General features: G+C 71.0%; 25 protein-coding genes and 1 other RNA gene. 12 read left to right on the top strand and 14 right to left on the bottom strand.

All coding sequences use genetic code 11. The features are described from left to right. Window positions 1–116, bottom strand: a 116-nt coding sequence (gene rpmE, locus GC203_RS05020; protein ID WP_293452402.1) for a 50S ribosomal protein L31, incomplete at its 3' end; no start/stop codon positions are given. 117 nt (window positions 117–233) lie between these two features. Between rpmE and GC203_RS05025 the strand changes: the two genes are divergently transcribed. Beyond that, on the top strand, window positions 234–2,078 hold the full coding sequence (locus GC203_RS05025) for an ABC transporter transmembrane domain-containing protein (RefSeq protein WP_293451964.1): 1,845 nt from the start codon (window positions 234–236) through the stop codon (window positions 2,076–2,078). Here the strand turns inward: GC203_RS05025 and GC203_RS05030 are convergent. The 3 genes from GC203_RS05030 to GC203_RS05040 form a co-directional block, all read right to left on the bottom strand. Continuing rightward, a complete protein-coding gene (locus tag GC203_RS05030) occupies window positions 2,039–2,767 on the bottom strand; it encodes a PEPxxWA-CTERM sorting domain-containing protein (protein ID WP_293451966.1) in 729 nt (242 codons plus the stop codon). The two genes, GC203_RS05025 and GC203_RS05030, sit on opposite strands and share 40 nt — an antisense overlap. An 86-nt stretch (window positions 2,768–2,853) precedes the next feature. Beyond that, window positions 2,854–3,894 (bottom strand): glycerophosphodiester phosphodiesterase, encoded by a 1,041-nt coding sequence (locus GC203_RS05035; protein WP_293451968.1) that lies wholly within the window; start codon window positions 3,892–3,894, stop codon window positions 2,854–2,856. Window positions 3,895–3,910: 16 nt separating this feature from the next. Continuing rightward, complete coding sequence (locus GC203_RS05040) at window positions 3,911–4,705, bottom strand: inositol monophosphatase family protein (RefSeq protein ID WP_293451970.1); 795 nt, start codon at window positions 4,703–4,705, stop codon at window positions 3,911–3,913. 85 nt (window positions 4,706–4,790) lie between these two features. On the opposite strand from GC203_RS05040, the gene GC203_RS05045 reads away from it, so the two are divergent. Beyond that, a complete protein-coding gene (locus tag GC203_RS05045) occupies window positions 4,791–5,213 on the top strand; it encodes a GFA family protein (protein WP_293451972.1) in 423 nt (140 codons plus the stop codon). 163 nt (window positions 5,214–5,376) lie between these two features. Here the strand turns inward: GC203_RS05045 and thiE are convergent, their stop codons facing one another. Next, the gene (gene thiE, locus GC203_RS05050; RefSeq protein WP_293451974.1) at window positions 5,377–6,027 is read right to left on the bottom strand and encodes a thiamine phosphate synthase; all 651 of its coding nucleotides are present in this window, start codon (window positions 6,025–6,027) and stop codon (window positions 5,377–5,379) included. A 155-nt stretch (window positions 6,028–6,182) separates the two neighbouring features. Here thiE and GC203_RS05055 point away from each other — a divergent pair, with 155 nt between their 5' ends. Together GC203_RS05055 and bfr are read left to right on the top strand one after the other, a co-directional pair. Further along, a complete protein-coding gene (locus tag GC203_RS05055; RefSeq protein ID WP_293451976.1) occupies window positions 6,183–6,368 on the top strand; it encodes a (2Fe-2S)-binding protein in 186 nt (61 codons plus the stop codon). A 102-nt stretch (window positions 6,369–6,470) separates the two neighbouring features. Continuing rightward, entirely contained in the window at window positions 6,471–6,953 is a 483-nt protein-coding gene (bfr, locus tag GC203_RS05060) for a bacterioferritin (RefSeq protein ID WP_293451978.1), read from the top strand. Window positions 6,954–6,959: 6 nt separating this feature from the next. On the opposite strand, the gene GC203_RS05065 is transcribed toward bfr, so the two are convergent. Beyond that, complete coding sequence (locus GC203_RS05065) at window positions 6,960–7,496, bottom strand: 2'-5' RNA ligase family protein (protein WP_293451980.1); 537 nt, start codon at window positions 7,494–7,496, stop codon at window positions 6,960–6,962. A 150-nt stretch (window positions 7,497–7,646) separates the two neighbouring features. Here GC203_RS05065 and GC203_RS05070 point away from each other — a divergent pair, with 150 nt between their 5' ends. Further along, the gene (locus GC203_RS05070; RefSeq protein ID WP_293451982.1) at window positions 7,647–8,933 is read left to right on the top strand and encodes a sodium:proton antiporter; all 1,287 of its coding nucleotides are present in this window, start codon (window positions 7,647–7,649) and stop codon (window positions 8,931–8,933) included. Window positions 8,934–8,943: 10 nt separating this feature from the next. On the opposite strand, the gene GC203_RS05075 is transcribed toward GC203_RS05070, so the two are convergent. The 4 genes from GC203_RS05075 to gap are packed head-to-tail and all read right to left on the bottom strand — an operon-like array spanning window position 8,944 to window position 12,950. Next, window positions 8,944–9,612, bottom strand: coding sequence for a hypothetical protein (locus GC203_RS05075; RefSeq protein ID WP_293451984.1), 669 nt, complete (start codon window positions 9,610–9,612; stop codon window positions 8,944–8,946). Between the two features lie 17 nt (window positions 9,613–9,629). Next, window positions 9,630–10,715, bottom strand: coding sequence for a class II fructose-bisphosphate aldolase (fba, locus tag GC203_RS05080; RefSeq protein ID WP_293451986.1), 1,086 nt, complete (start codon window positions 10,713–10,715; stop codon window positions 9,630–9,632). Window positions 10,716–10,735: 20 nt separating this feature from the next. Continuing rightward, on the bottom strand, window positions 10,736–11,926 hold the full coding sequence (locus GC203_RS05085) for a phosphoglycerate kinase (RefSeq protein WP_293451988.1): 1,191 nt from the start codon (window positions 11,924–11,926) through the stop codon (window positions 10,736–10,738). 10 nt (window positions 11,927–11,936) lie between these two features. Continuing rightward, the gene (gene gap / locus GC203_RS05090) at window positions 11,937–12,950 is read right to left on the bottom strand and encodes a type I glyceraldehyde-3-phosphate dehydrogenase (protein ID WP_293451990.1); all 1,014 of its coding nucleotides are present in this window, start codon (window positions 12,948–12,950) and stop codon (window positions 11,937–11,939) included. 184 nt (window positions 12,951–13,134) lie between these two features. On the opposite strand from gap, the gene GC203_RS05095 reads away from it, so the two are divergent. After that, window positions 13,135–13,677: an NADPH-dependent FMN reductase gene (locus tag GC203_RS05095; RefSeq protein ID WP_293451992.1), complete on the top strand. Its 543-nt coding sequence runs from the start codon at window positions 13,135–13,137 to the stop codon at window positions 13,675–13,677. 10 nt (window positions 13,678–13,687) lie between these two features. Here the strand turns inward: GC203_RS05095 and purT are convergent, their stop codons facing one another. Both purT and tkt read right to left on the bottom strand, forming a co-directional pair. Further along, window positions 13,688–14,887, bottom strand: coding sequence for a formate-dependent phosphoribosylglycinamide formyltransferase (purT, locus tag GC203_RS05100; RefSeq protein WP_293451994.1), 1,200 nt, complete (start codon window positions 14,885–14,887; stop codon window positions 13,688–13,690). 34 nt (window positions 14,888–14,921) lie between these two features. Beyond that, window positions 14,922–16,889 (bottom strand): transketolase, encoded by a 1,968-nt coding sequence (tkt, locus tag GC203_RS05105; RefSeq protein ID WP_293451996.1) that lies wholly within the window; start codon window positions 16,887–16,889, stop codon window positions 14,922–14,924. 250 nt (window positions 16,890–17,139) lie between these two features. On the opposite strand from tkt, the gene GC203_RS05110 reads away from it, so the two are divergent. From GC203_RS05110 to GC203_RS05120, 3 genes are all read left to right on the top strand, one after another. Next, complete coding sequence (locus GC203_RS05110; RefSeq protein ID WP_293451998.1) at window positions 17,140–17,421, top strand: DUF4164 family protein; 282 nt, start codon at window positions 17,140–17,142, stop codon at window positions 17,419–17,421. A 2-nt stretch (window positions 17,422–17,423) separates the two neighbouring features. Next, a complete protein-coding gene (gene zapA / locus GC203_RS05115) occupies window positions 17,424–17,756 on the top strand; it encodes a cell division protein ZapA (RefSeq protein ID WP_293452000.1) in 333 nt (110 codons plus the stop codon). Window positions 17,757–17,836: 80 nt separating this feature from the next. Next, entirely contained in the window at window positions 17,837–18,223 is a 387-nt protein-coding gene (locus tag GC203_RS05120) for a hypothetical protein (RefSeq protein WP_293452002.1), read from the top strand. A gap of 1 nt (window position 18,224) precedes the next feature. Here GC203_RS05120 and GC203_RS05125 read toward each other — a convergent pair whose 3' ends face one another. Beyond that, complete coding sequence (locus tag GC203_RS05125) at window positions 18,225–19,259, bottom strand: fatty acid desaturase (RefSeq protein WP_293452004.1); 1,035 nt, start codon at window positions 19,257–19,259, stop codon at window positions 18,225–18,227. 71 nt (window positions 19,260–19,330) lie between these two features. Continuing rightward, window positions 19,331–20,464, bottom strand: a complete 1,134-nt coding sequence (locus GC203_RS05130) for a serine hydrolase domain-containing protein (protein ID WP_293452006.1) — start codon at window positions 20,462–20,464, stop codon at window positions 19,331–19,333. 54 nt (window positions 20,465–20,518) lie between these two features. On the opposite strand from GC203_RS05130, the gene ssrS reads away from it, so the two are divergent. The 3 genes from ssrS to GC203_RS05145 all read left to right on the top strand — a co-directional run bounded on the left by ssrS (window position 20,519) and on the right by GC203_RS05145 (window position 22,108). Continuing rightward, window positions 20,519–20,681, top strand: a non-coding RNA gene (gene ssrS, locus GC203_RS05135) — 6S RNA. A gap of 23 nt (window positions 20,682–20,704) precedes the next feature. Beyond that, window positions 20,705–21,262 carry a 5-formyltetrahydrofolate cyclo-ligase gene (locus GC203_RS05140; RefSeq protein WP_293452008.1) on the top strand — a complete coding sequence of 186 codons (558 nt, stop codon included), beginning with the start codon at window positions 20,705–20,707 and terminating at the stop codon, window positions 21,260–21,262. A gap of 9 nt (window positions 21,263–21,271) precedes the next feature. Beyond that, window positions 21,272–22,108, top strand: coding sequence for a TIGR00282 family metallophosphoesterase (locus GC203_RS05145; protein ID WP_293452010.1), 837 nt, complete (start codon window positions 21,272–21,274; stop codon window positions 22,106–22,108). The last annotated feature ends 121 nt before the right edge of the window (window positions 22,109–22,229 follow it).

The following is a 22,229-nucleotide window of genomic DNA, read 5'->3' on the forward strand; positions in this document are numbered from 1 at the left end:
ATGTCCAGGTTCAGCGTGTCGCCTTCCTTGCCGTAGGTCGACCGCGTCTTGTAGGTGGTGCCGTCCGTCATCACCACGGTGATGAAGTGGTAGTCGGGGTGGATGTCTTGTTTCATCGAGCCGGCGCCTGACGTATCTGGAACGGCCACAAGAGGCCGGCCGCCCGCGGAGGCGGCGAAAAACGGAAGCCGCGCGTATAGAGAAACGCTGCGGCGAATGCAAGGTGTGACGCAATGAGTGAGCCGGGCCCAGTCGATGTCGCGCCCGGGCGGCCGAGCGCGGGCCAGTCGATGGCGCAGACGCTGGCCGAGGCCGCGGCCAGGCGCGACCGCAGCCGCAACGTGGGCGCCCTGCGCCGGCTGACCCCCTATCTGCGCGCCCATTGGCGGCGCGCCATGGCCGCCACCTTCTTCCTGCTGCTCTCCACCGGCGCGACGCTGGGCATGTCGGGCGCCATCCGCCTGGTGGTGGACCACCTGACCGATCCCGGGCTCGACCCGGCCACCGTCGACCGCCGGTTCCTGGTGGTGGGGGCGGTCGCCCTGACGCTCGCGTTCTCGACCGCCTTCCGCTTCTATTCGGTGACCAGCCTGGGCGAGCGGGTGATCGCCGACCTGCGCAAGCAGACCTACGGCCACATCCTCACCCTCGACCCGGCCTTCTTCCTGCAGACCCGCACGGGCGAGGTGCTGTCGCGGCTGACCACCGACATCTCGATCGTGGAAAGCCTGATCGCCACCTCGATCTCGGTGGCCCTACGGAATTTCCTGACCTTCGTCGGCGCCCTGATCCTGCTGGTGATCGTCAGTCCCAGCCTCACCGGAATGGTGCTGCTGATCTTCCCGTTCGTGATCGCGCCGCTGATACTGTTCGGACGGCGGGTGCGCCGGCTGACCGCCTCGGCCCAGGATCGGTTCGCCGAGGCCGTGGGCTCTGCCGGGGAAAGCCTGGACGCGCTGGAGACCGTGCAGGCCTTCGGGCGCGAACGGGCGGCCGCCGACGGCTTCGGCTCGGCCGTCGAGAACGCCTTCGGCGCCCAGATGCGGCGCATCACCATGCGCGCGATCATGACCGCGGCGGTGATCGTGCTGGTGTTCGGCGGGGTGGTGGTCGTCTTCTGGCTGGGCGTGCGCGCCGGCCTGCGCGGCGACATCAGCTGGGGCGCCCTCTTCCAGTTCGCCTTCCTGTCGGTGATGGCCGCCGGCTCGGTCGGCGCGCTGGGCGAGACCTGGGGCGACGTCCAGAAGGCCGCCGGGGCCATGGAGCGGGTGGGCGAGCTGCTCGACGCGCGCCCGGGCGTGGCCGCGCCGCCCAATCCGGTCGCCCTGCCGACGCCGCCGCGCGGCGAGCTGGCGTTCGAGAACGTGACCTTCGCCTATCCCGGACGGCCCGACCTGCCGGCGCTCCAGGACTTCTCGCTGGCGGTGCGGCCGGGCGAGCGGGTGGCGCTGGTGGGCCCGTCGGGCGGGGGCAAGAGCACGGTCTTCCGCCTGCTGCTGCGGTTCTACGATCCGCAAACGGGCCGGGTGAGCGTGGACGGCGTCGACGTGCGCGACGCCGATCCCGTCGAGGTGCGCGCGCGCATGGCGCTGGTCGCGCAGGACAGCCCGCTGTTCTCGGGCACCGCGGTCGAGAACGTGCGCTTCGGGCGCGCCGACGCGGGCGAGGCCGAGGTGCGCGCCGCAGTGCGCGCCGCCCAGGCCGAGGGCTTCCTCGCCGCCCTGCCGGAAGGGCTCTCGACCCAGGTGGGCGACCGCGCGCGCACGCTCTCGGGCGGCCAGCGCCAGCGGCTGGCCATCGCCCGCGCCCTGATCCGCCAGGCGCCGATCCTGCTGCTCGACGAGGCCACCAGCGCCCTCGACGCCGAGAACGAGCACCTCGTCCAGCGCGCCCTCGACGAGGCCATGAAGGGCCACACCACCCTGGTCATCGCCCACCGGCTGGCCACCGTGCTGAAGGCCGACCGCATCGTGGTGATGGACCAGGGCCGGGTCGTCGAGGAGGGAACCCACGCTGACCTGGTGGCCAGGAGCGGCCTCTACGCGCGGCTGGCGGCGCTCCAGTTCGAGGCGGCGTAGGCCTCCGCGGTGCGGCGGCGGAGTACGCGACCGGCAAGGCCGAAGCCCAGGATCATCGAAGCCCAGGTCGCAGGCTCGGGCACGGCGCCGACGGGACCGCCCGGGTCCGGCGACCCGCCCGATCCGGGCGCCTCGGCGAGCCTGCCGTCGGTCGCGCCGAAGTAGGCGCGGTAGTAGCCGCCGCCCACTCCGCTGCCGGCCCGCGTGATGTCGAGGTCGACCGTGGCGGCGTCCAAGTCGGCGAAGTCCAGCGAGGTCGGCAGGCTCGCGCCGAGGTCGCCGTCGTCGTCCAGCAGGTTGAACATCGCCATCGTCCCATAGGTGCCGGACCCCGCCCCCACCGCCCGGAAGAGCTCGATGCGCAGCAGGCTCGAGGGGATGTAGGTCAGCCGCGTGGTGAACCCGGAGAAGTCTGTCAGCGTCCCGACCTGGCCGGAGACCAACGTCAGACCGTAGTCCGGGTCGGACGCCTCGGTGTCGTAGGTGAAGTGGAAGCTGTAGTTCCCGGCCAAAGCGCCCTCGCGGAAGGCGAGCTGGTCGGGAAGATAGACGCTGGTGTTGCCGCCGATCTGCAGCGCGGGCGTCTGGCCCGCCGCGTGGGAGAAGGTCAGATCGACCACGGCGGCCTGTGCGCCGGCGCCAAGGCCGGCGGCGAGGGCGACGCCGCAAAGCAAGCGTTTCAGATACATGGCAAGGCCTCCACAAACTCGTAGAGGCCAAGCAAAGCAGAGGCGCCGCCGTGATCCGCCCCCCGATTGGGGGGCATCCGGCGCGGTCAGGCCCGGGTCGCGTCGTCCCGCGCGCGCACCGCGAGGGCCGGGAAGTCCGAGAAGAGGCCGTCGACGCCGGCGGCGAAGAGGGCGCGGTAGACCGCCTCCACCTGGCCGTGGTCGGCGGGGCTCTTCCCGCGCTGCAGCGCCTTGGGCAGGAAGATGTTTTCGGCGCGGACGGTCCAGGGATGCACCGCCATCCCCGCCGCGTGGGCGTCGGCCACCAGGCTGGTGGGCGGGCCCAAGTCGTCGCCGACCGTGGGGACCACCAGCGGCCATTCGGGACCCAGCCCCTCGGCGAAGGCGGCGATGGCCTTGACCCCGGCGGCCGAGGTCACGTCCACCGGCGCGGGCCCGCGCGACACCAGCATCACCCGGCGCGACCTGCCGCCCAGACGGGCGAAGGTCTTCAGGGGCTCCACCTCGAAGCACTGGACGAAGATCGGGGCTGCGGCGCTGTTGAGCCCGTTGGCCTTGATGGCGTCCAGCAGGCGGCCCTCGATCGGCAGGCCCAGCCCCGCGAAATAGGCCGGGTGCTTCATCTCGGGATAGGTCCCGATCGGGCGGCCCAGGCGCGCGCCCTCGGCCTTGGCCAGGTCGAACACCTCCTGCAGCGTCACGATCGGCTCCTGGCCGTCGAACTTGGCGCTGTTCGGGCGCAGCTGGGGCAGGCGTTCGCGGGCGCGCAGCGTCTTCAGCTCGGCGAGGGTGAAGTCCTCGGTGAACCAGCCGGTGACCTTCTCGCCGTCGACCACCTTGGTCGCCTTGCGGTCGGCGAACTCGGGATGGGCCGCCACGTCGGTGGTGCCGCCGATCTCGTTCTCGTGGCGGACGACCAGATGGCCGTCCTTGGTCAGCACGCAGTCGGGCTCGATGAAGTCGGCGCCCTCGGCGATCGCGAGCCTGTAGCCCATGATCGTGTGCTCGGGCCGTTCGCCGCTGGCGCCGCGGTGGGCGATGACGAGCGGCTTGGGCTTCGGCTGGGCGAGCACGGGCGTTGCGGCGAGAGCCAGGGCGGAAGCGGCGAGTCGGCGGCGCGTGATCATGCCGCCAGTTTAGCGCTTATTTTGCGGCAGTCAGACGACTGAGGATCTGCGGGTGCAGGTCGAGGTTGGCGGCGACCACCGAGCCCGCCTTCAGCACGTCGTCGCCCCCTTCGGCGTCGGTCACCTTGCCGCCGGCTTCGGAGACCAGCAGCAGGCCCGCCGCCAGGTCCCACGGCTTCAGGTCGCGCTCCCAGAACCCGTCGAAACGGCCCGCCGCCACCCAGGCCAGGTCGAGCGCGGCCGAGCCGAAGCGCCGCACGCCGGCCACCCGCTGGGTCATCTGGTGCAGCTCCTTGAGGAACTTCGCGTGCTGGCCGTGGCCCAGGAAGGGGATGCCGGTGGCCAGCACCGCCTCGTCCAGCTTCTGGCGCGCCGCCACCCGCAGGCGGTGGTCGTTTACGAAGCAGCCCTTGCCCTTCTCGGCCCAGAACAGCTCGTTGGTGATCGGATTGTAGGTGACCGCCGCGACGACGGCGCCCTCGCGCTCCAGCGCGATATTGATGGCGAAGTGCGGGATCGCGTGCAGGAAGTTGGTGGTGCCGTCCAGCGGGTCGACGATCCAGGTGTGGGTCTTGTCGGTGCCCTCGATGAGGCCGCGCTCCTCGCCCAGGAAGCTGTAGCCCGGGCGGGCCTTGGAGAGCGCCTCGAAGAGCACCTGCTCGGCCTTGAGGTCGGCGGCCGACACGAAGTCGGCGGGCGCCTTCTTGGCCACCTGCAGCTCGGCCAGTTCGCCGAAGTCGCGGTTCAGGCCGCGCGCGGCCTTGCGCGCGGCGTCGCTCATCACCTTCAGGAGGGCGGACTGGGTGCTCACGGTGTCAAAAGATCTCGGACGGAATAGAGGGCGCGATCCCTACTCGCCGGCTTGCCCCGATGCAAGGGATCGCCATCCTGGCGGCATGACCCGGAACGCTCCGATCCGCACCGCCGCCTGCGGCTGCGGTGATTTCCGCCTCACCCTCGAAGGCGAGCCGATACTGGTCTCGGCATGCTGCTGCACGCGCTGCCAGAGGCGCACCGGCAGCTTCTTCGGCGTGACCGCCTATTTCCGCCCGGACCAGCTGACCGCGCGCGCCGGACCCTCCGCCACGTTCCAGGCCCCGGGCGGGCAGACCACCCGCCACTTCTGCCCGCGCTGCGGGTCGAGCCTGATGTGGGGTTCTCCCGAGTGGCCCGACGTGATCGGCGTGGCGGGCGGCGCTTTCGCCGACCCCACCCTGCCCGGGCCGCACCGCGTGACCCACCACGCCACCGCCCACCCGTTCGTCCCGACGCCGGACGGCGTGCCGGTCTACGAGGACGCGCCGCCCGAGGTGGAATAGGGGCCGTCCTTCCCGATGCGTCCGTCATCCCAGGCCTTGTGCCTGGAATCCCTCCATCCACCGCACTGAGCCGACCGACAGCACTCCGGATCAAAAGCGCCCTCAATGCCGGCCGATAGAGGGACCCTCGCCACAAGGGCGAGGATGACGAGTTGGGGTGGGATCAGCCCCGCTCGGCGGCGCCGGCGGCGATCTCGGCGTTGAGGGCGGCCACGGCGGCGGCGGCCCCGTCGCCATGGCTCCAGACCCCGGCGGAAACCGCAACGAAGTCGGCGCCCGCCCGGGCGATCTCGCGGGCCGTGGCCACGGTGATGCCGCCGATGGCGACGCAGGGCGTCTCCATCGTCTCCTGCCAGATGGTCAGGATCTCGGGGTCGGCGCGGGTCTTGGCGTCCTTGGTCGCGGTCGGGAAGAAGGCGCCGAAGGCCACGTAGTCGGCCCCGGCCTCGGCGGCCTCCATGGCCAGGTGGCGGCTGTCGTGGCAGGTGACGCCGACGATCCGGTCCTTGCCCATCAGCCGGCGGGCCTCGGCGTAGGGCGCGTCGTCCTGGCCGATGTGGACGCCGTCGCAGCCCAGCTTCGCCGCCAGGTCGGGCCGGTCGTTGAGGATCACCGCCACGTCGCGGGCCGCGGCGATGGGCGAGAGCACGTCGACCGCCGCGGCGATCACCTCGTCGGGCGCATCCTTGAGGCGGATCTGCAGGGCGGCCACGTCGCCCGCGTCCAGCGCATGGCCCAGCACGTGGCCGAACGCGGCCAGGTCGTCCAGGCGCGGCGGGGTGATGAGGTAGAGGCGACAGATGGGAGAGGCCATGTCGCCCTGTCGCGCGCCGCTTGCGTCTCGTCAACGCGCCGCCGCGCCCAAGCGCGCCCAGTCGCGCCGCGACATCGCGACATATGCGAATGACTTGCAAAGTCGTTCGCAGAAAGCTACGTAAGATCATCACTCAGGAGCCGTCGTCCGCGCCCATGTACGTCTGCAACTGCAATGGCATCCGCGAGCGCGAAGTCCGGGCGGCCATCGCCTCCGGCGCCGAGCGTCCGGCGCAGATCTTCAAGGCCTGCGACGCGGCGCCCCAATGTGCGCGCTGCGTCTGCGACATGCGCAGGATGCTGGACGAGGAGCGCGAGGCGCTTCGCTACGCCGCCGAGTAGGCGTCCGGTCCCGGCGACCGCAAATCACTTGCAGACATAGACTTTGACACGCCCGGCGGTGGGCGTGAGGTTCGGGCCTGGGTTGCAGCGAGGGAGCACGACATGCAGGGCGACAAGGCGATCATCAAGCTCTTGAACGCGGTGCTCACCAACGAGCTGACGGCGGTCAATCAGTACTTCCTGCACGCGCGGATGTACGAGAACTGGGGCTTCGTCCGCCTGGGCAAGATCACCTACGAAGAGTCGATCGGCGAGATGAAGCACGCCGACATGCTCATCAAGCGCATCCTGTTCCTCGAAGGCCTGCCGAACCTGCAGGACCTGCACAAGCTGGGCCTCGGCGAGACGGTGGCCGAGGGCCTCACCGCCGACCTGGCGCTGGAAACCAAGGGCCGCAAGACCCTGGTCGAGGGCATCAAGCAGTGCGAGGCGGCCGCCGACTTCGTCTCGCGACAGCTCCTGCGCGACATCCTCACCGACACCGAGGAGCACATCGACTACCTCGAGACCCAGCTCAGCCTGGTGAAGAGCCTCGGCGAGCAGAACTACCTGCAAAGCGCCATGGGCGAGCTGCCGGAAGCCTGAGGCGCCTCAGCCGAACCAGCCCTGGCGGGCCAGCGGGATTTCGGCCACGCGGCGGATGACGTCGCCGGTGCGCCGCTCGACCTCCAGCGCCTCGATGTGGCCCGGGATGTCGAGGTCGCCGTTGTTGAGGCTGTCGGCGATCTTGCGCGCCTCGGCGTGGGTGGAGCATGTCGCGACCGTGATGTGCGGCAGGTAGGGTTGCTCTTCGCGGATCGCCGCCTCGATGTCGCCTCGGTGCAGGGCGTCGTGCAGGCGCAGGATGGCGGCGAACCCCTCGTCGGGGATCAGGAAGACGTGGAAGCGCCCCACGGTGCGTTCGGGCACGACCAGGGCCGAGCGCAGGCGGAAGCGGATGCGCGGGAAGTCGGCGGCGTTGGCGCGGATTTCCTCGGCGAAGGCCTTCGGGTCCATGTCGACGCCGGCGAAGACCAGGGTGAAGTAGGGCGGCCCCCGGTTGCCGGCGCGGCGCGAGCGGATGTCGACCAGCCAGGCGTGGTCGGCGTCTTCGAAGTGCGGCCGGGCGATGACTTCCAGTGATTCCATGCGCGCGCCTCGCTGCGCCGGGCCAGAATGCGCCGATTCGGCGACCTGTACTCAACCGATGCGCGCAGATGCCGCCGGGAGGCGGGCCCGCGGGTTGCCGCGGGCCGGACCGGGTCGGCTATAAGACCCCAGGTCAGCTTGGGCGGGGCAATGCACGCAGTCAGTCTCACGGCGTTCGACGCCGCCGGCATCCTCATCGTGCTGGTGGCCGTCCTGGGGTATGTGAACCACCGCTTCATCCGCATCCCGCAGGCGATCGCGCTCACCATGATGGGGGCGATCTCCTCGTTCGTGGTCATCGCCATCGACCGGCTCTTGCCGCAGAGCGACCTGGCGGGCGTGGTGACCGGGTTCATCGAGCAGGTCGACTTCGAGACCACCCTGATGGACGGCATGCTGTCGTTCCTGCTGTTCGCCGGCGCCCTGCACGTGAACCTCGACCAGGTGCGCCTGGGCCGCCAGCCGATCGCGGCCCTGTCGACGGTGGGCGTGATCCTCTCCACCGTGCTGATCGCGGCGGCCTTCAAGGCGATCAGCCTGCTGGTCGGCGCCGAGGCGCCCTTCATCTGGTGCCTGGTGTTCGGCGCCCTGATCAGCCCCACCGACCCCGTGGCCGTGCTGGGCATCCTCAAGGGGGCGAAGGTGCCGCCGACGCTGGAGGCCACGGTCGGCGGCGAGAGCCTGTTCAACGACGGCGTGGGCGTGGTGATCTTCACGATCCTGCTGGCCGCGGCGACCAGCGGCGAGCCCCTGACCCTGGGCCACGCGGCCGAGCTGTTCCTGGTCGAGGCCGGCGGCGGCGCGGCCCTGGGGCTGGCGGTGGGCTACATCGCCTTCCGCGCCATGCGCTCGATCGACAACTACAACGTCGAGGTGTTGCTCAGCCTGGCCGTGGTGATGGGCGGCTACGGCCTGGCCCACCAGCTCCACGTCAGCGGCCCGGTGGCGATGGCGGTGGCCGGCCTGCTGATCGGCAACCACGGCGTGGCGCTGGCCATGAGCGACACCACCCGGGACTATCTGCTGAAGTTCTGGTCGCTGATCGACGAGATCCTGAACGCGGTGCTGTTCCTGCTGATCGGGCTGGAAGGCGTGGCGCTGGCCGGCCGCTTCGACCTCCTGGGCGCGGGCCTGCTGGCGATCCCGATGATCCTGCTGGCGCGGCTGACGTCCGTCGCCGGCCTGCTGGTGTTCTGGCGCAAGCTGCTGCCGTTCAAGCTGTCGCTGCCGATCCTCACCTGGGGCGCGCTGCGCGGCGGAATCTCCATCGCGCTGGCGCTATCGCTGCCGGCCGGCCCCGTGAAGGACCTGATCGTGGCCACGACCTATGTGGTGGTGATGTTCTCGGTGGTGGCCCAGGGCGCCACCATGGGCCCGCTGGTGCAGAGGCTGACCGGCGTCCGGCCGCAGGGCGAACCGGACGCGACGGTGCATTGACCGGGGACGCCTACCCGTCGAGGCGCCCGACCAGTTCCAGCAGCAAGGCGGCCACCTCGCGCGGCGCGGTGGTCATGGCCAGATGGTGCATGCGTTCGCGGCGGACCGGCCAGCCCATGGCCTCGGCGCGATCGGCCGTCCCGGCGTAGGTGCGGCTGAGCTGGAGGTAGGCGCAGGGCCTTTCCGCCCAGGTCCCGTCGTCCGGCGCGACGGCTTCCAGGAAGGCGAACGGGACGCGCGGGATGTCCGCCACGAAGGCCGCCCGCGTCGCCGCGTCAGGGATCAGGTGCTCCAGGAAGCCGCCGGCGAACCATTGATCCCACGGCGCGAGCAGGCCGTCGGTGGTGAGGCGCCGCAGCTCGTCGGCGAACGCCTCAGGCGCCGTCGCGAGGTTGCTGCGGCCCGGATAGGGCAGGACGGCGTCGGCGAAGATGAAGCCCGCGAGGTCGGCCGAGGCCGCGGCGAGGGCTGGGGCGAAGCCGCCGGCGCCGCTGTGCAGGACCGCGATCCACGGCCGGCCATCGGCCTGGGCGCAGACGCGGTCGGCGACGCCCTCGTACCAGGCGGGACCGCAGACGCCGCCGTAACCGGCGACCAGGGCGTCGGGCAAGACGGCCGCCGTCGGCGCCCAGGACGAGCCGCCCACGAACGGACTGGGAATGAGAACCAGCCGGGCCATCACGCGGCCCTGACCTATTACTCGGCGGCGACCTTGGTCAGGCCGACCTTCGGGGCCAGCTCGCCGGCGGCGTAACGCTTGGCCATGGCCGACATCGGGATCGCCTTGATCTTGTCGGCGTGACCGGCCGTGCCGAACTCTTCGAAGCGCTGAACGCAGACCTTGCGCATGGCTTCCTTGGCGGGCTTCAGGTAGCCGCGCGGGTCGAACTCGCCGGGCTTCTCGACGAACACCTTCCGGATCGCCGCGGTGATGGCCATGCGGTTGTCGGTGTCGATGTTGATCTTGCGCACGCCGTGCTTGATGCCGCGCTGGATCTCTTCCACCGGCACGCCCCAGGTCTGGGGCATCTCGCCGCCGTACTTGTTGATCAGGTCCTGCAGGTCCTGCGGCACCGACGACGAGCCGTGCATCACCAGGTGGGTGTTGGGCAGGCGGCGGTGGATCTCCTCGATCACGTTCATCGCCAGGACGTCGCCGTCCGGCTTGCGCGTGAACTTATAGGCGCCGTGGCTGGTGCCCATGGCGATGGCCAGCGCGTCGACCTCGGTGGCCTTCACGAACTCGACCGCCTGGTCGGGATCGGTGAGGAGCTGGTCGTGGCCGAGCTTGCCCTCGAAGCCGTGGCCGTCTTCCTTCTCGCCCATGCCGGTCTCGAGACTGCCCAGCACGCCCAGCTCGCCCTCGACGCTGGCGCCGACCCAGTGGGCCATGTCGACGACGTTGCGGGTGACCTTGACGTTGTAGTCGTAGTCGGCGGGCGTCTTGCCGTCGGCCTTCAGCGAGCCGTCCATCATCACCGAGGTGAAGCCGTACTGGATCGCCGTGGCGCAGGTGGCCTCGTTGTTCCCGTGGTCCTGGTGCATGCAGATCGGGATGTCGGGATACATCTCGGCCATCGCGTCGATCAGGTGCTTCAGCACGATGTCGTTGGCGTAGCTGCGCGCGCCGCGCGAGGCCTGCATGATCACGGGCGAGTTGGTGGCCTCGGCGGCCTCCATGATCGCCAGCGCCTGCTCCATGTTGTTGATGTTGAACGCCGGCACGCCGTAGCCGTGCTCGGCGGCGTGGTCGAGAAGCTGTCGAAGCGTGATCCGAGCCATGTCAGGTCCCCACCTGTTTCCTACTGGGCCAGGGCGGCCACTCCGGGCAGCGCCTTGCCTTCCATCCATTCAAGAAACGCGCCGCCCGCCGTCGATACGAACGTGAAGTCCGCAGAGACGCCGGCCGCGTTCAGGGCCGCCACCGTATCACCGCCTCCGGCGACCGCCACGAGCTTCCCCGCCTTGGCGAGCTCGGCGGCGTGGCGGGCCGCGGCGACGGTGCCCTTGTCGAAGGGCGGCATCTCGAAAACGCCCAAGGGGCCGTTCCAGATCAACGTCTTGGAATTGTCCATGGCGCGGCACAGGCGTTCCACCGTCTCCGGCCCGGCGTCGAGGATGCGCTCGTCGTCGTCGATCGATCCCGAATCGCGCACCCGCGCCGGCGCGCCGGGGGCCATCTTCTCGGCCACCACCACGTCGAGCGGCAGGAAGAGCTTGCAGTTGTTCTGGCCCGCCAGGCGGATGATCTCGCGCGCGGTCTCGGCCAAGTCTTTCTCGCAGTAGGAGGCGCCGACATCATGGCCCTGGGCGTACAGGAATGTGTTGGCCATGCCGCCGCCGATGGCCAGCTTGTCCAGCTTGGTGACCAGGTGCTTCAGGAGGTCGAGCTTGGTGGAGACCTTCGAGCCGCCGACGATGCCGATCACCGGCCGCTCCGGATGGCCGAGCGCGCGGTTCAGCGCCGTCAGCTCCAGCCGCATCTGCTCGCCGGCGTAGGCGGGCATCAGGTGGGCAAGCCCCTCGGTGGAGGCATGCGCCCGGTGGGCGGCGGAGAAGGCGTCGTTGACGTAGAGGTCGCCGTTCTCGGCGAGCGCGCGGGCGAACTTCGGATCGTTCGCCTCCTCGCCCGGATAGAAGCGCACGTTCTCGAACAGCACCACGTCGCCGGGCGGCATCGCCGCCACGGCGGCGGCGGCGTCCTTGCCCACGCAGTCCTCGGCGAAGGCCACCGGATAGCCCAGCACCTTGGCCAGGGCCGGGACCACGGGCTTGAGGCTCATAGCCGGCACCCACTTGCCCTTGGGCCGGTCGAAGTGGGCCAGCAGGATCACCTTGGCCCCGCCGGCGCGCAGCTTCTCGATGGTGGGGACCGCGGCGCGCAGGCGCGTGTCGTCGGTGACGCGGCCGTCCTCCATGGGAACGTTGAAGTCCACCCGCACCAGGGCGCGCCGGCCCTGGAGATCGGCGTCGTCGAGGGTGCGGAATCGCATGGCGGCCTTCTTAGATCAGCGAGCCCATGAGGACGGCGGTGTCGCTCATCCGGGTCGAGAAGCCCCACTCGTTGTCGTACCAGCTGAGCACGCGGCCGAGGCCGCCGTCGATCACCTGGGTCTGCGGCAGGGCCACGGTGGACGAGGCCGGGTTGTGGTTGAAGTCCATGGAGACCAGCGGCTCCTTGGTCACCGCCAGCACGCCCTTCAGCGGGCCCGAGGCGGCGGCGGCTTCCATGGCCGCGTTGATGTCGGCGGCGGTCACCGACTTGCCGGGCACGAACTTCAGGTCGACCACCGAGACGTTCGGCGTCGGCACGCGGATGGAGGAGCCGTCCAGCTTGCCGGCCAGCGCCGGGATCACCAGGCCCAGGGCCTTGGCGGCGCCGGTCGAGGTGGGGATCATCGACATGGCCGCGGCGCGGGCGCGGTAGAGGTCCTTGTGCAGGGTGTCCAGCGTCGGCTGGTCGCCCGTGTAGGAGTGGATCGTGGTCATATAGCCGCGCTCGATGCCGCAGAGGTCCTGCAGCACCTTGGCCACCGGGGCCAGGCAGTTGGTGGTGCACGAGGCGTTGGAGATGACCAGGTCGTCCTTGGTCAGGGTGTCGTGGTTCACGCCGAAGACGATGGTCTTGTCGACGCCGTCGCCGGGGGCCGAGATGATCACCCGCTTGGCGCCGGCCTCGAGGTGGGCGCTGGCCTTGTCCTTCGAGGCGAAGATGCCGGTGCATTCGAGCGCGATGTCCACGCCCAGGTCCTTGTGCGGCAGCTTGGCCGGGTCGCGCTCGGCGGTGACCTTGATCTTGCCGTGGCCGGCGACCTCAATGAACTCGCCGGAGACCTTTACCTCGGCCGGGAAGCGGCCGTGCACGCTGTCGTAGCGCAGCAGGTGGGCGTTGGTCTCGACCGGGCCCAGGTCGTTGATCGCCACCACCTCGATGTCCTTGCGGCCATGTTCGACGATCGAGCGCAGGACCAGACGGCCGATACGGCCGAAACCATTGATGGCGACGCGGACCGTCATGTGGGGCAGCTCCTTCCAGGGGCGATCTGATTGTGGCCGGCGTTCTTCCGACCGCCGCGAGGGAAGTCAACCCCTTGCCCCCCGGAGTGAGCATGCGGCCGACCGTTCGACGCGCGCCTGCAAGAGCGGGGCCGTGAGGATTCGTCCCTCGCCGGGACGCGGGCCCAGCGGTAGGGAGAGCGCCATGCGACTGCTCGCCATCTCGGGAAGCCTGCGCGCGGCCTCGTCCAACACGCGCGTCATCGAGGCCCTCGCCCGCCTGGCGCCTGCCGGCGTGGCGGTGGAGGTCTACCGGGGCCTCGGCGAGCTGCCGCACTTCAATCCCGACCTTGAAGACAGCCTGCCCGCGACAGTCGCGGACCTGCGCCGCCGCGTGGGCGAGGCCGACGGCCTGGTGATCTGCAGTCCCGAATACGCACACGGCGTCGCCGGGACGATGAAGAACGCGCTGGACTGGCTGGTCCCCAGCCTGGAATTCCCCCAGACGCCCGTGGCGCTGATCAACGCCTCGCCCCGGGCGCGGCACGCCATCGCCCACATGCGCGAGACGCTGCTGACCATGTCGGCGCGGATCGTGGATGACGCCTGCGTGGAGATCGACCTGGGCGGACGCCCGTTGTCGGCCGAGGAAATCGCCGCCGACGGCCGGATCGGCCCCGACCTGAAGGCCGCCCTGGCGGCGTTCGCCGACGCGATCGCGGCGTTCGGGCCGCGCACCCTGGATTAGGAAGGGCCGCTCAGCCCGCGACCGGCTTCACCTTGCCCGCCGCCTCGCGCGCCCGCTCGCGCGCCTCGTCCACATCGGCGCCGCGGGCCAGGGCCACGCCCATGCGGCGGCGCGCGAAGCTCTCGGGCTTGCCGAACAGGCGCAGGTCGGCGCCGGGCACGGCCAGCGCCTTGGCCACGCCCTCGAAGGCTATGCCCCTGGCCTCAAGCCCGCCGTAGATCACCGCGCTGGCGCCCGGCTCGCGCTGGGTCACGTCGACGGGCAGGCCCAGGATGGCGCGGGCGTGCAGGGCGAACTCGCTCTGGTGCTGGGTGACCAGCGTCACCAGGCCGGTGTCGTGCGGCCGCGGGCTGACCTCGGAGAACCAGACCTCGTCGCCCTTCACGAACAGCTCGACGCCGAAAAGGCCGAGGCCGCCCAGCGCATCGGTCACCGCCTTGGCGATTTCCCGGGCGCGGGCGAGGGCCGCCGGGCTCATCGCCTGCGGTTGCCAGCTTTCCACATAGTCGCCCTTCACCTGGCGATGGCCGACCGGCGCACAGAAATTCGTCTCGACCTTGCCGTCGCGCAGCGAACGAACGGTCAGCTGGGTGATCTCGAAGTCGAAGTCCACGCGGCCCTCGACGATGACCCGGGCCTGCTCGACGCGGCCGGCCTCCATCGCATAGCGCCAGGCTGCGGCGATGCCGGCGGCGTCCTCGACGTAGGACTGGCCCTTGCCGGAACTGCTCATCACCGGCTTCACGAAACACGGCAGGCCGGTGACCTCGGCGATCGCCGTCGCCAGCTCGGCCTCGGTGGAGGCGAAGGCGTAGGCGCTGGTGGGCAGGCCCAGCTCCTCGGCGGCCAGCCGGCGGATGCCCTCGCGGTTCATGGTGAGCTGGGCGGCGCGAGCGGTGGGGATGACGGTGGCCAGGCCGTCGGCCTCGATGCGGGCCAGCTCGTCGGTGGCGATGGCCTCGATCTCGGGGACGATCAGGTGCGGCTTCTCGGCCTCGACCAGGGCCCGGAGCGCCGCGGCGTCGGTCATGGCGATCACATGGCTGCGGTGCGCCACCTGCATCGCGGGCGCGTTCGCATAGCGGTCGACGGCGACCACCTCGCAGCCCAGGCGCTGCAGCTCGATCACCACCTCCTTGCCGAGCTCGCCCGAGCCCAGCAGCATCACCCGGACGGCGGTGGGCGAAAGCGGCGTGCCGAGACGGCTCATCCTCTCCCTCCGCGAAGCGAGAGGAGAGGGAAAATCACAGCTTCGCCTTCGCCGCGGCGGCGACGGCCTCGGCGGTGATGCCGAAGTGTTTGTAGAGCGCCTTGTCGGGCGCGCTGGCGCCGAAGCCGGTCATGCCCACGAAGGCGCCGTCCTGGCCGATGAAGCGGTCCCAGCCCTGGCGGACGCCGGCCTCGACGGCCACGCGAACCTCGGTCTCGCCGATGACGGCGGCCTGGTAGTCGGCGGGCTGGTCCTCGAACAGCTCGAAGCAGGGGACGGAGACCACCCGCGCGCCGATCCCGTCGGCTTCCAGCAGGTCCTTGGCGGCGAGGGCGATCGGGATCTCGGTGCCAGTGGCGAAGATCGTCACCTGGGCGGGCAGGCCGGCGCCGGCGAGCTGGTAGGCTCCGCGCGCGCTCTGGTTCTCGCCCGCGTCGCCCCGGACGCCGGCGGTCTTCTGCCGCGACAGCGCCATCACCGAGGGCGTGGTCTTCGCCCCCAGCGCCAGCTTCCAGCACTCGGCCGTCTCCACCGCGTCGGCGGGACGGAAGACGTTGAGGTTGGGCATGGCGCGGAGCGCGGCCAGGTGCTCCACCGGCTGGTGGGTGGGCCCGTCTTCGCCGAGGCCGATGGAGTCGTGGGTGCCCACGTGGACCACCCGCACGCCCATCAGCGCCGCCAGCCGGATGGCCGGACGGCTGTAGTCGCTGAAGACCAGGAAGGTGCCGCCGTAGGGGATGACGCCGCCGTGCAGGGCCAGGCCGTTCATGGCCGCGGCCATGCCGAACTCGCGCACGCCGTAGTTCACGTAGCGGCCCGCGTAGTCGGGGCCGTCGAAGATCGGCGTGTTCTTGACGTAGGTGTTGTTGGAGCCGGTGAGGTCGGCCGAGCCGCCGAGCAGGTCGGGGATCTCGCCGAAGATCCTCTCCAGCACCGAGCCGGAGTGCTGGCGGGTGGCGGCGGCGGGCTTCTTCTCCGCGGCCTCGGCGATGAAGGCGTCCAGCGCCTCGAAGGCGTGGCGGGGCAGCTCGCCCGACATGGCGCGCTCGAACTCGGCCTTGTGCGGCGAAGCGGCGAGCTTGGCCTCCCAGGCCTTGCGGACCCGGCCGCCCCGGCGCCCGGCGCGCCGCCAGGCCTTGGCCACCTCGTCCGGCAGCTCGAACGGCGGCCAGGGCCAGCCCAGGGCCTCGCGCGTGGCGGCCACCTCGTCCTTGCCCAGGGCCTTGCCGTGGACGTCGTGGGTGCCGGCCATGTGCGGGGCGCCCATGCCGATGGTGGTGCGGCAGGCGATCAGGGTGGGCCGGTCCTGCTTGGTCGCCCAGGCCAGGGCGCGGCGGACGGCGGCAGGATCGTGGCCATCGACCCGGCGCGCAGCCCAGCCGGCGGCCTTGAAGCGGGCGATCTGGTCGGTGGCGTCCGAAATGGCCACGTCGCCGTCGATGGTGATGTGGTTGTCGTCCCAGAGCACGGTGAGCTTGGCCAGCTTCAGGCGGCCGGCGAGGCTGATCGCCTCGTGGCTGACGCCCTCCATCAGGCAGCCGTCGCCGGCCACCACCCAGGTGCGGTGGTCGACGAGGTCGTCGCCGAAGCGGGCGGCCAGCTTGCGCTCGGCCATGGCCATGCCGACGGCGGTGGCCAGCCCCTGGCCCAGCGGCCCGGTGGTGGTCTCAACGCCCGGCGTGTGGCCGTACTCCGGGTGGCCCGGGGTGTTGGAGCCCAGCTGGCGGAAGCCCCGGAGGCTGTCCATGGTCACGGCCTTGAAGCCGCTGAGGTGCAGCAGGCTATAGAGCAGCATCGAGCCGTGGCCCGCCGACAGCACGAAGCGATCGCGGTCGGCCCAGTCTGGACGGGCCGAGTCGTACTTCAGGAACTTCGTCCAGAGCACCGTGGCCACGTCGGCCATGCCCATGGGCATCCCGGGGTGTCCGCTGTTGGCCTTCTCGACGGCGTCCATCGAGAGCACGCGGATGGCGTCGGCCATGAGCTTGGGCGTGGCGGGCATCGGTCCTCGGTGGCTGCGAGTTCGGGAAATTGCGCGGCGGGTTGGCACGCGCGAGCGGCACGGTCAAGAAATCGCCTGCGGCACGATGGTGTCAGGCGGCCTCGCCTGACGCCTGAATCGTGCTTCGAACCTTGAGGGATAGAGCGCGTTTGCGGGCGAAGCCGCCCACACTTTCGCCATACGCGCTCTAGCGAATTCGCGAGATCGGGCGACGCAGTCTATAGAGTCGGGCGGGGCTTCGGAGGATGGCATGAACCCTGGGGACAGTGCTCTCGACGTGGCCGCCAAGCGGCTGGAGACGGCGCTGCATGTGCTGGAACAGCGGCTTTCCCGGCGGTTGAAGGAAGCCGGCGCAGAGGTCGGCGGCCTGTTCGACCAGGACCGCGCCAATCTCGCCGCCGAGCTGGATGCCGCCCGCGCCCGCGAGCGCGAGCTGGAGGAGGCCGGCGCTCAGGCCTCGGTCGCCCTCGGCCGCGCCATCCAGGAAATCCGCGCCGCCCTGAACGGCCAGGCGCCTGCGCAGGAGGGCTAGGCATGGCCCAGGTCAACGTCGAGGTGAACGGCCGCCCCTATGCCGTGGGGTGCGAGGACGGCCAGGAGGCGCACCTCCAGGAGCTGGCCCGGATGCTGGACCAGCAGGTCCGGCAGGTGTCGCAGGACCTGGGGCAGCTGGGCGACACGCGCCTGTTCCTGATGGGCGGGCTGCTGCTGGCCGACGAACTGATGGACGCCCGCAACCGGCTGGCCGCCCTGCAGGTCGAGGTGAACCGCCTCCAGGCCGATCGGGCCCGTATCGAGGCCAAGGCCGTCGCGGCCCTGGAAGGCGCGGCCGGCAAGATCGAGAAGCTGGCGGCCCAGGACGCCTGATCGAGCGGCTGGGACGAATGGGCGCCGAGAGCACGCGGGGCCTGCACGAGGTCTTGACCGGCCTGGGGTGAAGTCCGCCCATGGCCGAAAGCGATTCCTCCCGACCCGACACGGACGCCTGGACCTGGTGGCAGGCCCGCAGGCTTCCCTACAACCTCGTGCTCGCCGTCGCGGGGTGGATGGCCTACGGCCTGGCCATCGGCCAGAGCTATGCGTTTGGCCGGCCGATGTGGGAGTCGGCCTCGGACGCGCTCGGCATGACGCTCTTCCTGGGCACGGGTTTCCTGATCCTCATGGGCTTCGCCAACATCGCCTTCCTGCTGGGGCCGATGGTCGAAGCCTCGGTCCGGCCGGCGGACGCGGCCCTATACCGGCGCACCGCGCTGGCGCTCGGCACATGGGGCTCGTTCGCCGTGCCGTTCGCGTTTCCGCTGGCGAACCTGGCGCGGCTGATCGGCGGCGGCTGACCTAGCGCTTCCGCCCCATCCGCCGCACGAGGTCGCCGAGCGCCGGGATGAGCTCGCGCTGCTCCACGCGCCGGTAGACGTGGTCGGGCGGCAGGGCCTCGACGAGGCGGCGGTGGGCGGCGCCCAGGTTGTGGTAGGGCAGCCGCGGCATCAGGTGATGCAGGGCGTGGTAGCGCAGGCCCACGGGCGCCCAGAGGTAGGGCATCAAGGCCGGCGGCGGCACGTTCACGCTGTCGAGGAACTGGTCCAGCGGGGCCATGACCTCGCCGTCGTTCTCCCAGTAGTGGGCGACCGCCGTGCGGAGCTGGTTCAAGAGGGTCATCAGGGCGAAGATCGCCCCGGCGGTCGCCACCACGCGCCAGGGGACGATCCCGGCGAAGGCCAGGCCCGCGATCGTCCAGCACCACAGCCAGGCGCCGATCTCCTGGGCCAGCCAGGCGGGCGAATTGGCGCGGTCGAAGTCCTCGCGGGCGAAGCCGGGGTTGATGACCATCCCGGAGGCCCGCGCGACGGCGAAGCGGCGCACCGCCGGGATCACGAAGCCCAGCGGCGCCAGCACGCCGAAGCGCAGCACCACGCCCACGGGGGCCAGCAAGGCTATGCCCAGGAACACCGCCAGCTCGTGCGGCGGCCGGCGGGCCAGGGGGTGGTATTCCGGATCGCGCGGCGTGCCGTAGCGGTCCTTGGCGTGGTGCAGGATGTGGACGCCCTCGTACAGCAGCGACGGCGTCAGCCAGGGCACGCCGATCAGGACGTTCCAGGCGAAGTGGAAACCGGGGATGTCGTCGCGGCGCAGGTGGGTCAGCTCGTGGATGAAGCTGATGCCGCGATAGAGGGCCAGAACGCAGACGGCCCCGGCGGCGAGCGTCCAGGCCCACGAGGCGCTGGTCGCGGCCACCGCGAAGCTCAGCCAGGTCACCGAGGCGGTGACCGCCAGGTCCAGCCAGTAGATCCGCGGCTCGGGACGCGCGAGATCGCGGGCCAGGTCGTTGGCCTGGCGGGCGAGGGACGGCTGGAGCTCGAGGGTCGCGTTCACGCTTGGCGGTTCCGGAGGCGCACGACCGCAGACTTAGGCTTTCGCCGCCCCGGTTGGAAGCCGCCGCGGCGTCAGGACGCGTAGACCGCCTGCTCGAAGGCCTCGAAGGTCTTCAGCACGCCGGGATCGGCGAAGGGCAGGAACTGGGCGCAGAGCACCCCCGCCACGCCGCTCGCCGGATCGGCCCAGTAGTAGCAGTTGGCCAGGCCGCCCCAGGCGAGCGAACCGGCGCGCCGGCCGCCGGGGACGTCCTCGTCGTTGCGCAGGAAGCCCAGGGTCCACGACTTGGCGATCCCCGGCATGGGGCGGAAATCGCTGCTGAGCGGCGGGGCGGCGGTGGCCAGGTCGCCCGGGCGGCCGACGCGCGCCTGGGGCTGGCGCAGGCGTTCCAGGGTTTCCGGCGAGAGCACGCCCGCGCCGTCGCCGATCACCGCACGCAGGAACTTCAGGTAGTCGGCCGCCGTCGAGGTCAGCCCGCCGCCGCCGTGGAAGGCGGGCGGGGCCGGGAAGGCGTCGGCGGGCGCGAACGCGCCCTCGGCCGTGCGGTGGTGCATCCCGGCTCGCCGCACGGCCTGGTCCGGGCCCGGCGCGAAGGCGGTGTCGGACATCCCCAGCGGGTCCAGGATGGTGCGCGCGAGGTATGCGGCGAAGGGTTCGCCGGTCGCCGCCTCGATCAACCAGGCCGCGCCGTCGATACCGGTGCCGTACTGCCAGCCCTCCCCCGGCTCGAAGACGAGGGGCGCCGCCCCGGTGACCGCCAGGGAGAGGTCGCCGCCGACCGCGGCGAGGTGGCGGGCGAGGTCGGCGTTGAAGAAGTCGTAGGCCATGCCCGAGGTGTGGGCGAGCAGGGTGCGCAGGGTCACCGGCTTGCGCGCCGGGCGCAGGCGCGGCGCGCCGTCGGCGTCGAACCCTTCCAGGACCTGGGGCGCGGCAAGCGCCGGCACGAGCCCCCCGACGGGTTCGTCGAGGTCGAGCCTGCCCTGGGCGACGAGTTCGAGGGCGGCGGCCGAGGTGAGCGCCTTGGTGCACGAGGCGATCCAGAAGACGGTTCCGGCGTCCATGGGGGTCGGATCGGCGGCTCCGCGGACGCCGGCGGCGAACAGCTCGTCGGTCCCGTCGGGCCGCGCGACGGCCGCGGTCAGCCCCGGCGCGACGCCCTTGGCCACGGCCGCCTCGATCAGGTCCTGGATATTCTGTCGCGACATCGCCGGCCTCGCTTGAGCCGGCGCGTCCGGCTCACTACCTTACGCCCTCGGCGGGTCTTGCTGCGGCTCGCGTCGAAGGCAACCAAATTCCAGCGACCTTAATTCGCTCATCGGGAGCTGTCCCTGCCGGGGATCGTGGTCTTCGGCAACACGGCGCCCACCTGGTTAATCCAGGTCGAGGGAATTGACAGTCCTTCACGGCTCTCGCGGCGCCGCCACCCATCTGCGCTAAGGTCAGGTGTGGATTCGATCTCCGACAAGGCCACGCTGCGGCGAAGCCTGCGCGCCCTGCGCCGGCGGCTCGCCGCCGAACGCCCCGATGCGGGCGACCGGGCCGCCGCCGTCCTGGCGGCCGCCGCGCCCCCGCGGGCGAAGACCTATGCGCTCTACCATCCGGTGGGCTCGGAGCTGGATCCGACGCCGATCCGTCTGGACGGCGCGCGGCGGTCGCTGCCCGTGGCCCAGGCGCGCGACGGGGCCCTGGTGTTCCGGCTGCATGATCCCGGCGACCCCCTGGCGCCCGACGCCCTGGGCATCCCCTCGCCCATCGCCGAGGCCGCGGCCGTCCTGCCCGACATCGTCTTCGCGCCGGTGCTGGCCTTCGACCGGAAGGGCGGCCGTCTCGGCCAGGGCGGTGGCCACTACGACCGCACCATCGCCGCGCTCCGGGCGGAGAAGCCGGTGTTCGTGATCGGCGTGGCCTACGCCGGCCAGGAGCTGCCCGAGATCCCGATGGAGCCGCACGATCAGCGCCTCGACGCCATTCTGACCGAGACGGAGTACATTCAGGTCGGATAGAGGGATTTGATGCGTTTCGCTTTTTTCGGAGATGTGGTCGGCCGGTCGGGCCGCGAGGGACTGGCCGAACACCTGCCGGCGCTGCGCCGCCGGCTCGACCTGGAGTTCGTGATCGTCAACGCCGAGAACGCCGCGGCGGGCTTCGGGATCACGGAAGGCACCGCCAACGAGCTGTTCGACGCCGGGGCCGACTGCCTCACCCTGGGCAACCATTCGTGGGACCAGAAGGAGGCGCTGACCTACATCGTGCGCGAGCCGCGGCTGATCCGGCCGCTGAACTACCCCGCCTTCGCCGAGGCGCCCGGACGCGGCGCCCAGCTGTTCGACACGCCCGGCGGCAAGCGCATCCTGGTGGTCAACCTGCTGGGCCGGGTGTTCATGGACGCGCTGGACGACCCCTTCGCCGCCGTGGACCGCGAGCTGGAATCCTGTCCGCTGGGCGCGGTGGCCGACGCCGTCGTCGTGGACATGCACGCCGAAGCTACCTCGGAGAAGATGGCCATGGGCCACTTCTGCGACGGCCGCGCGAGCCTGGTGGTGGGCACCCACAGCCACGTCCCGACCGCCGACGCCCAGGTGCTGCCGGGCGGCACGGCCTACCAGACCGACGCCGGCGCCTGTTGCGACTACGACAGCGTGATCGGCAACCAGAAGGAGGAGCCGCTGCGGCGGTTCACCACCCGCATCTCGGGCGGCCGCTACAAGCCCGCCGAGGGGCCGGCCACGGTGTGCGGGGTGTTCGTGGAGACCGATCCGGCCACCGGCCTCGCGCGGCGGATCGAGCCCATCCGCATCGGCGGACGCCTCAAGCCGACCGTTCCCGAACCGGAGACGGCGAAGGCCTAGGGTTTGTGCTCAGAACCCGCTCGTCCCGGCGAAGGCCGGGACCCAGATGGAATATCTCCGACGTGGGTTCTGGAGACTCCGAGGTCGTCCAATCCGCCTCCGCGCCATGAGATCTGGATCC

The sequence above is a fragment of the Phenylobacterium sp. genome (assembly GCF_016124325.1).
Lineage (GTDB): Bacteria > Pseudomonadota > Alphaproteobacteria > Caulobacterales > Caulobacteraceae > Phenylobacterium.